General features: G+C 45.4%; 9 protein-coding genes. 5 read left to right on the forward strand and 4 right to left on the reverse strand.

Annotation, left to right across the window (positions count from 1 at the left end; genetic code table 11):
• Positions 1 to 22 precede the first annotated feature (22 nt).
• The 3 genes from DWU89_RS12120 (at position 23) to DWU89_RS12130 (ending at position 2,071) form a co-directional block, all read left to right on the forward strand.
• On the forward strand, positions 23 to 475 hold the full coding sequence (locus tag DWU89_RS12120) for a PepSY-like domain-containing protein (RefSeq protein WP_115499904.1): 453 nt from the start codon (positions 23 to 25) through the stop codon (positions 473 to 475).
• A gap of 27 nt (positions 476 to 502) precedes the next feature.
• On the forward strand, positions 503 to 1,450 hold the full coding sequence (locus DWU89_RS12125; protein ID WP_115499905.1) for a PepSY-like domain-containing protein: 948 nt from the start codon (positions 503 to 505) through the stop codon (positions 1,448 to 1,450).
• Between the two features lie 171 nt (positions 1,451 to 1,621).
• The gene (locus tag DWU89_RS12130; RefSeq protein ID WP_115499917.1) at positions 1,622 to 2,071 is read left to right on the forward strand and encodes a PepSY-like domain-containing protein; all 450 of its coding nucleotides are present in this window, start codon (positions 1,622 to 1,624) and stop codon (positions 2,069 to 2,071) included.
• A 9-nt stretch (positions 2,072 to 2,080) separates the two neighbouring features.
• On the opposite strand, the gene DWU89_RS12135 is transcribed toward DWU89_RS12130, so the two are convergent.
• Genes DWU89_RS12135 through truA form a run of 3 tightly spaced genes read right to left on the reverse strand, consistent with a single transcriptional unit; the run spans position 2,081 to position 4,434 of the window.
• On the reverse strand, positions 2,081 to 2,713 hold the full coding sequence (locus DWU89_RS12135) for a DUF3256 family protein (RefSeq protein ID WP_115499906.1): 633 nt from the start codon (positions 2,711 to 2,713) through the stop codon (positions 2,081 to 2,083).
• 41 nt (positions 2,714 to 2,754) lie between these two features.
• Positions 2,755 to 3,651 (reverse strand): DMT family transporter, encoded by an 897-nt coding sequence (locus DWU89_RS12140; protein ID WP_115499907.1) that lies wholly within the window; start codon positions 3,649 to 3,651, stop codon positions 2,755 to 2,757.
• Between the two features lie 33 nt (positions 3,652 to 3,684).
• Positions 3,685 to 4,434 carry a tRNA pseudouridine(38-40) synthase TruA gene (gene truA / locus DWU89_RS12145; RefSeq protein WP_115499908.1) on the reverse strand — a complete coding sequence of 250 codons (750 nt, stop codon included), beginning with the start codon at positions 4,432 to 4,434 and terminating at the stop codon, positions 3,685 to 3,687.
• A 126-nt stretch (positions 4,435 to 4,560) separates the two neighbouring features.
• Here truA and DWU89_RS12150 point away from each other — a divergent pair, with 126 nt between their 5' ends.
• The gene (locus DWU89_RS12150; RefSeq protein WP_115499909.1) at positions 4,561 to 6,159 is read left to right on the forward strand and encodes an aspartate:alanine exchanger family transporter; all 1,599 of its coding nucleotides are present in this window, start codon (positions 4,561 to 4,563) and stop codon (positions 6,157 to 6,159) included.
• A 158-nt stretch (positions 6,160 to 6,317) separates the two neighbouring features.
• The gene (locus DWU89_RS12155; RefSeq protein ID WP_115499910.1) at positions 6,318 to 8,450 is read left to right on the forward strand and encodes an HRDC domain-containing protein; all 2,133 of its coding nucleotides are present in this window, start codon (positions 6,318 to 6,320) and stop codon (positions 8,448 to 8,450) included.
• A gap of 82 nt (positions 8,451 to 8,532) precedes the next feature.
• On the opposite strand, the gene DWU89_RS12160 is transcribed toward DWU89_RS12155, so the two are convergent.
• A complete protein-coding gene (locus DWU89_RS12160) occupies positions 8,533 to 9,111 on the reverse strand; it encodes an RNA polymerase sigma-70 factor (protein WP_115499911.1) in 579 nt (192 codons plus the stop codon).
• Between the last annotated feature and the right edge of the window lie 195 nt (positions 9,112 to 9,306).

Raw genomic sequence — 9,306 nt, forward strand, 5'->3', positions numbered from 1 at the left:
TTGTCACGTAAATAACGGAAGAATGAGAAAAAATACAGAGTGGATACTGATTTTGCTGTTCGCGATAATAGCACAAAACGCGCTTGCGAACGGACCATCCACTCTCGAAAGCCAGAAAAAGTTCCCTTCTGCCTGCCGGATGTTCATACTAAAGCATTTCCCGGAAACAGAAATAGCTCACATCGAGTTGGAGAACGGCTTTTTTCAGTCCAAATGTTATCATGTGATCCTGACAAACGGCATCGATATCCATTTCAGGCAATCCAACGGAAAATGGATACAAATAAAAGGGAAGCCCGGGACCATCCCGGAAAAGATATTTCCCGATCACCTGATAAAATATCTGGAAGATTTCTATCCGGCCACCCGGATCGTTATTGCGACTAAAGAAGAGAACAGATACCGGATCAAACTGAACGACGAAACCGAACTGGCATTCGATTGTTACGGAAACCCGGCAAAAGATAATTTCTAACAGTATATGTAATTAAATTAAGTAATTATGAAACTAAAAAATTTGATTCTGGCATTCGCTTGTTGTGCCTTGGTGTTTACTGCTTGTAGTGACGACGATGACGATAAAGTCATTCCGTCGGATGTTCCCGAAGCTGTCTTGAAAGCTTTTGAAAACAAATATGGAGACATTAAAGATGTAAAATGGGAAAAGAAGAACAATTTTAACGTTGCCCGCTTCCAGACAGGCGCTATTACAAAGGCAGGCAATAGCTATACCACTTCTGCCTGGTATGATGACAATGGCTCTGAAAAACAGGTTAACCAGGATATTCCGTTTGCCAACCTGCCGGAAGCCGTAAAAACAGCATTCGATGCTTACCAGAAAAAAATGTATGCAGACTGGAAAGCGGACGATGATGTAGACGTTGTGAGTCGTCTCGATATGGGACTTATTTATATCATCGAAATTGAAAAAGGAAAAGAAGAAAGAGAACTCTCCTTCTCTCCTGACGGTGTCCTGCTGAAAGATGTTTTGGATACTGACGACGATGATGAAATCCTGCCTGTTATCGTATCTGACGAGATCAAAAAGAAAATCGCCGAACTGTTCCCGAATAGCAAGAGTGTCGTGATCTTAGAAATCGACGCGGACGACGATGACAACGAAACAGAAATAGACATTCTGGACGACGGCATTCACAAAGAAGTCAAACTGGATGCCAAAGGCAATTGGATCAGTACCGAATTTGAAACAACCCTGCCGGAAGCGATGGAAATCATGAATACGCTGAACCCTGCAATCCTGGCCAAATTGGTTGCAATGGCCGGACAAGCCGGTATCGACCTGACAAAACCGGAAATTATCCGTAATACGGAAGTAACCATTGTCGACCATGCAACAAAAGGCATGTATTTCGAGGTTGAAATAGAAATCGGCGACAAAGATCTGGAAGTAATCATCGACAAAGACGGAAACATTTCCTTTGACAAATAGAATCTATATATAAAATCCATATTTTAGCATCCCGGCATCCGTTCCCCCTTTGCCGGGATGCTTTTTTTATTCTATACGGACAAACCTTACCGGCAAAAGAATTGTTTCTACCGAGACAGAGTCTTCTGACAAAGACCCGCAATGAACAATAATTATAAAAAACAACAAGTCATGAAAACTAAATTATCCGTATTACTCTTGTGCCTGTGCAGCCTCATCTTGTTCGCCTCATGCAATAACAGCCGGCAAAAAGTATCAACTGAAAACATCTCAACTTCCATTCTAAATTTTCTGAAGCACAAATATCCGACTGCCACAATCCTAAAAACAGAGAAAGAGCACGACGGGACGGAAGTCGATATTCGGGAAAAGAATATACATAAGGAAATTCGGTTCGACACAAAAGACCAATGGGTATCGACAAAATGGGAAATCGGCAGCCGGGATGTGCCTGTCGCCATTATGGATGCACTGTTGAGTTCTGCCTACAGCGGATACAGGATAGATGATATTACGGTGATCGAAAAGCCTGACGGGCTGTTCTATGATTTCGAACTGAAACAAGATAACAACGAAATACACGTCGTATTCGATTCCGAGGCACAGATCGTCATTAAATGAGCGGACCTTTTATTTGAAATGGAATTTCTCCCATGTATATACTTTAGGAGTATTTTTCAAGAAAGGTTCAACCCGCTTGCGTTCTGCCAGCGACAAATATTGAGGAGTCGTATATTCGACAGTCAACGTTTGGTTGTCAGGGCTAAGTGAATACTTTCTCAAATCCATATCCAGGCGGGTTGTCGCTTCTGTAAAAGAGATGCTGTTTTTATCCGCATCGTCTTTAATAAACCATTCTGCCGGTACGGGAGTGTACAGGTCTGCGGCTTCCAACGGCTTCCAGTCTGTCGTAAAAAACTCGATCTGGCTGTCGGGAACCGGACCATAAACGGTTGTTATCATACAAACAACATAAGTATCGTTGACCAACGGAAGCAACTTCATTTCTACCGTACTGCGATCTGTCACCTGCAACAACAAATAGTCATCCGTCAGCTTCTTCAGCGTTGAAAAGCCGTTCATCGTATTTTTTAACTTCGCCTCTTTCCCTGTGTTATACAAATCGATCAAATCCTTACGCCAGGCATTCTCCAACTGGGGAACATATTGGTCCGGCATAACAACAAAAATAGCATCCATCTGCTGCGCCTTCATCCCCCACACAAACACACAAAGCAATATAGTCAGTAAAAATCGTTTCATTATTCTTCACTTTATTGTCCACAAAAATACACAGAATAGTTTTAGCGCGTACCGAGATACAGGAATATCATTCCTAATAATACTAAAAACAGGTCGATCGCTTTGCTTTTGAGGTTCTTCTCGTGGAAGAATAAAGCGCCGGCTATAAAGGTTACGAGGACATTGCTGCGGCGTACCATCGAAACGATCGAGATCATCGAACCGGGGAAAGTCAACGCATAAAAATAAATCCAGTCCGCTATACACAAAAAGACAGATATAAAGATGATGTTCCAGTGCCAGACAAACGGCGTCGTGTTTTTCCGGCGCGGATACCAGAGAAACAACAGGATCGGAAGCATCATCAGGCATTGATAGACATTGAACCAGACCTGTACTGTCATCACATCTAAACTGCCCATCAGGTGTTTGTCATACAAACCGCTTGCCGCCCCGGTAAGAATGGACAATATGGTAAAGAATATCCATTTATTATGCGTAAAACGAATCCCCTCTTTTTTCCCCGACGAAGAAAGGAGGTAGAAAGAGGCAATGGATAGAATCACCCCGATCCACTGGTACAGGTTCAGCCGCTCGCCGAAGATAAGCATAGCCCCCACCAATGTCACGACCGGTTGTGTCGCCTTAATCGGTCCGGTAATAGTCAGAGGCAGATGCTTCAAGGCAAAATAACCGAATATCCAGGACGACAGGACAATCACAGCCTTTATAAACACGGCCACATGCGTCTCGAACGGGACACGCGGCACGTAGAGCATCGTCCCGTCGAGCACATCCGAACAAAAAGACAGGATAATAAAAGGTACGAAAATAAGACTGCTTATCAACGTATTGAAGAACAGGACCGGAATAACAGCATTCCCATCCAATGATATCTTTTTATTTACTTCATAACAACCTAAAAGGAAGGCGGACATGAAGGCTAATGCGAGCCACATAATAATTGAAAATTGAGAATTGACAATTGAAAATTATATAAAAACGGTTTCGGGGTAGGTGACGTCTACCAAATACAAAGCATGACCGGGAGCGGAGGTGCCGGCGCGGCCGCGGTCTTTGGCTTCGATTACCTGACGGAAACCTTCTATAGAGAGCTTGCCCCGGCCGACTTCCAGCAGAGTGCCGACAATGGCACGCACCATATTACGCAGGAAACGATCGGCCTGTATGGTGAAAACCCAGACATCGCCTTCTTTCTCCCATCCGGCTTTATAGATACGGCAGTTATTTGTTTTCACGTCCGTATGCAGTTTACTGAAACTGGTGAAATCTATATAGTCGAACAAAACCGGGCAGGCGCGATTCATCGCCTCGAAATCCAGTTTGCCGGACATCTTATAGACCAGTTCATAGTTGAACGGATCTTTCTGTGTCGTAATATAATATTTGTAAGTACGCGAAGTGGCATCGAAACGGGCATGCGCATCCGGACACACCGGTACGATCCGGTAGACCGCAATATCTTTGGGAAGAAGGCGGTTCAGCTTTTCCGCAAGAAAAGCCAGGTCGGCAATCGGCTCCGCCCAATCGAAATGAGCCACCATGAGGCGGGCATGCACACCGGCATCCGTCCGTCCGGCTCCCACTATCGGGACCGACTGGCGCAAGATGGTTGCCAACGCCTCCTCTATACATTGCTGCACCGTCACACCATTCGGCTGCACCTGCCAACCACAAAACTTCTTGCCGTTATAACCTAAATAAATAAAGTATCTGTTCACGTCGGAATTTCCTGCTACTGTTTAATTTCGGATGCAAAGGTAACAGAAATCTCACCAGGAGATTGCCCATAAGAAGAGAAAAGTGTAATTTTGCAAACATAAATCTTCACAACAAAACTATTTGACATGTTTGAAACATTGCTTCAATCGTCTTATTTTGCCTTGTTCCTGATTATCGCCTTAGGGTTCATGTTAGGCAGAATACAGATCAAAGGTCTCTCACTCGACGTATCGGCTGTTATCTTTATCGCCCTTCTTTTCGGGCACTACGGAGTAGTCATTCCGAAAGAGTTAGGTAACTTCGGTTTAGTATTGTTCATCTTCACGATCGGCATACAGGCGGGTCCCGGGTTCTTCGACTCGTTCCGGTCAAAAGGAAAAACGCTGATTATACTCACCTTGCTGATTGTCGGCTCCGCCAGCCTCACAGGCCTGATATTGAAATATGTGATGGGGATCGACACGCCGAGCCTGGTCGGGCTGATCGCCGGTGCACTGACCAGTACGCCGGGTCTTGCCGTCGCGATAGACAGCACGCATTCGTCTTCCGCCTCCATCGCTTACGGTATCGCTTATCCGTTCGGGGTAATCGGAGTCATTCTTTTCATCAAACTGCTGCCGAAACTTCTGCGTAAAGACCTGATCGCCGAAGCCAAAGCACTCGAGGCACAGCGGAGAGGGAAATATCCGCCCCTACATACGGCCACATTCCTCGTTTCCAATATACATGTTTTCATGAAATCATTGGCACATTTACAGCTCCGAACAATGACAGGCGCCGTCGTTTCCCGTGTGGAGCACAACGATAAAATCAGTATTCCCACGGCAGACACCATCCTGCACGAAGGGGATATGATCAAGGCTGTCGGAAACGACAAGTCTTTGGAACAACTATCGCTGCTTATCGGAGAACGGGTGAACAACGACTTGCCCTTCGGCAGCACCCAGGAACTGCAATCCATGCTGGTGACCAACAAAAACGTAATCAACAAAAGCCTCGGCTACCTCAACCTGCAAAGCACCTTCTGCTGTACCGTCACCCGTGTACGCCGAAGCGGGATCGACCTTCCTCCCGAACCGGACCTGCTGCTGAAATTCGGCGACAAACTGATGGTTGCCGGAGAGAAAGAAGACCTCAAAGAGTTGGGACAGGTTTTAGGCAATGACGAAAAAAGACTTTCCGACACGGACTTCTTCCCGATTGCGGCCGGTATCGTACTCGGCGTTTTGTTCGGAAAGCTGAACATATCGTTTTCCGACTCTTTCTCTTTCTCGCCAGGACTGACGGGAGGTATCCTGATCGTAGCCCTCATACTGAGTGCAATCGGCAAAACGGGACCGATCATCTGGTCTATGTCCGGTTCGGCCAACCAGTTGCTGCGCCAGATCGGATTGCTGCTGTTCCTTGCCGAAGTCGGAACATCCGCCGGTGTCAACTTGGTGTCGACATTCCAGGAAAGCGGTTGGACACTGTTCGGCATCGGTATGGCGATCACAATGGTACCAATGATTGTAGCCGTAGTGTTCGGACATTTTGTCTTTAAAATCCATATTCTGGACCTGATCGGTACGATTGCCGGAGGAATGACCAGTACGCCGGGGCTTGCGGCAGCCGATTCGATGAGCGACAGTTCCGCCCCGAGCATCGCTTATGCGACTGTCTATCCGATCGCAATGGTCTTCCTGATCCTTTTCATCCAATTCATCGCCGCATTAGTAGTTTAAGAAATAGCGAAACGGCAGGCTTCTCCGATGTAATGTTTGGAGAAATCTGCCGTTTTTTCGACTTCTCAAAGCAATAAAATACAAAAATTGCACGTAATTTCTTGCCCAAAGCCATAAACTTTAATACATTTGCAATGTATCATTAATTTCTAAGTACCATGCAAACAAACCAACAATTTGACCTCGCCTTCAACTTACTGCAGAATACCGGAACCAACCTCTTTCTGACAGGTAAAGCCGGAACGGGCAAAACTACATTTCTAAAAAGACTAAAAGAGGTGTCTCCCAAACGAATGATCGTCGTCGCCCCTACCGGAGTCGCCGCCATCAATGCAGGAGGAGTCACAATCCATTCTTTCTTCCAGCTACCGTTTGGTCCCTACATTCCGTCTTCTCCGGAATACCAGGGAGGTAAACAGGATTTCAAGAACCAGTTCCGCAAAGATAAGATCAATATCATCCGCAGTATGGACCTGCTTGTGATCGACGAGGTCAGCATGGTACGTGCCGACCTGCTGGATGCAATCAGCGACGTCCTGCGCCGGTATAAAGACCATAATAAACCCTTCGGCGGTGTCCAACTGTTACTGATCGGCGATTTGCAACAGTTAGCCCCTGTCGCCAAAGATGATGAATGGAACCTGCTGAAAGAGCACTATCCGTCAACTTTCTTTTTCGACAGCAAGGCCCTGTCGGAAAGCAATTATTTCTGCATCGAACTGACGCATGTCTACCGCCAGAGCGACACGTCATTCATCAACCTGCTGAATAATATCCGCGAAAACAAATTCGACGATGATACATTATACCGGCTGAACCAACGATACATTCCCGACTTTCAGCCGGACGAACGCGCCGGCTACATCACGCTGACAACCCACAACTACCAGGCGCAGCAGATCAACAACCGGAAATTAGCGGAACTGTCCGGTCAGGCTTACACCTTTTCGGCCGAGATCAACAACGATTTCCCCGAATACTCTTATCCGACGGACGACAAGCTGATACTGAAATGCGGCGCGCAAGTCATGTTCGTCAAAAACGACTCTTCCCCGGAGAAGCGTTATTACAATGGCAAGATCGGTAAAGTCGTCTTTATCAATCCGAGCAAGATAACAGTTGTTGACAAAGAAGGAAACGAAATCATCGTCGAGAAGGAAACCTGGAACAACGTAAAATACACGATCAACCCGGAGACACAGGAAATTACAGAAACAATATCCGGCACTTTCAGCCAATATCCGCTGAAAACAGCTTGGGCCATCACCATTCACAAAAGCCAGGGGCTGACTTTCGAGCATGCGATTATCGACGCTTCGGCCGCCTTTTCGCATGGACAGGTATATGTAGCGTTGAGCCGTTGCAAGACACTGGAAGGACTTGTACTGAGCAGCCAGATCACCCGCAACGCCATGATCAGCGACGGACGGATAGAGGCGTTTACCTCATCGGTCGACAGCCGCCGGCCGGGCGAAGACCAGATCCGGAGAGCCCAACAACAATACTTTACGGAGCTGATCTGCGAGTTGTTCGACTTCAATAATCTTCAGCAACGCCTGCAATATGCCGCCTTCACTGTATATGGAAATCTGCAAAAGCTATATCCGGAACTAAGTGTCCAGTATTCCAACACCCGCGATGTGTTTCGCTCGACAATTACAGATGTCGGCGAACGTTTCATCCAGCAATTAAAACGGATGATCGCAGAGAATCCCGACAATTACCTGCATGACGAGAGAATCCAGGAACGGGTCCGCAAAGGCGTCGCTTACTTCCTGGAACAGATAGACCGTCTTTGTACGCCCCTGCAAGAAGCATCCGATAATGTGGAAATCGATAATAAAGAAGTCCGCAAGACAGTCACCAACGCATTCAACAAACTGAACGAAGACCTCCGCATCAAGCTATCGGCACTGCAAGGATGTAAAGACGAGTTCACGATCTCGGGCTATCTGTCGGCAAAAGCAAAGGCAAGCATCGAACAACCGGCAAAAGCACCTGCCCGCAAACGTTCTGAAAAGTCTTCCAAACAGGAAAAACAGGAAATATCGACAGATATCAAATATCCGGAACTATATGCCCGCCTGAGACAATGGCGCTATGAACTTTCCGTCGAAAAAGACCTCCCTCCTTACACGATCCTGCAGCAAAAAGCATTGATCGGCGTAGTCAACACTTTACCGGTCAGTGGCCGCGACCTGCTCAGCATACCCGGTATCGGGAAAAAGATCGTAGAAAACTATGGCGCAAAACTATTGGAGATTGTCGATGAATTTAAAAGGGATCAATAGAGAATCTTTCCGGTATAAGGACTGTTACGATTATCCGTATATCTGCTAAAGACACAAAAGATTTTTGATTAGATCCGGAAGACTAAAGTAAAAGGAGCATAAAGCCTTTTATCTGCTTATATTGCTGGTTTACATACTCAGCAATACGTTTATAAGCTTTTGCGATATGAATATTAACAGTCTTTTCACTAATACTTAAAACATCCGCAATTTCCCGGTTCTTTAATTTATCTGATAAGACAAGACGAAATACTTCTTTGCATTTCGGAGGTAAAGAATCAATGGCCTGCTGAACCAATATCTGATATTCTTCATCCAACAAACTTTTTTCCGGAGAATCAGAATCTGGTATCAACTCTATTTCATATAAAGAATAAGAATCTTTTTCTTGTACATATCCTCTTCTTATATAATGCAGAGCCTGATTTTTCACGGATATATACAAATAACGTTCCGGTTCTTTCACATAGGATAGCGTTTTCCCCTTCTGCCAGACAACCGTAAAAACATCCAAGACGGCCTCTTCTGCCAATTCACGAGAGTGCAGATAATAATAAGCAAGATGAAACAAACGCCGGGAATAAGTTTCAAACAATAGTCTGAATGCCGTTTCATCTCCTCTGATTGCTTTATTAAAAAGGGATATGATACTCTCCTCCATCTCAGATATAGTTTCTTCAATAATATATTAAGGTGGTAAATGTAAGTAAAAATTTTAAACTCAAGAAGGGACTTACTAAAATAAACGCTATCCCTAACACTTAGCTCTGGTTGTATGTTTCACTTTTTCTTAGTTTTGGACCTTCTGCAAATTGAAAAATATACATTAACCCCCTGTTTCGACTGTTTTTCTATT

Origin of the sequence: Parabacteroides acidifaciens (genome assembly GCF_003363715.1) — a bacterium.
In the GTDB taxonomy this organism is placed as follows: Bacteria; Bacteroidota; Bacteroidia; order Bacteroidales; family Tannerellaceae; genus Parabacteroides; species Parabacteroides acidifaciens.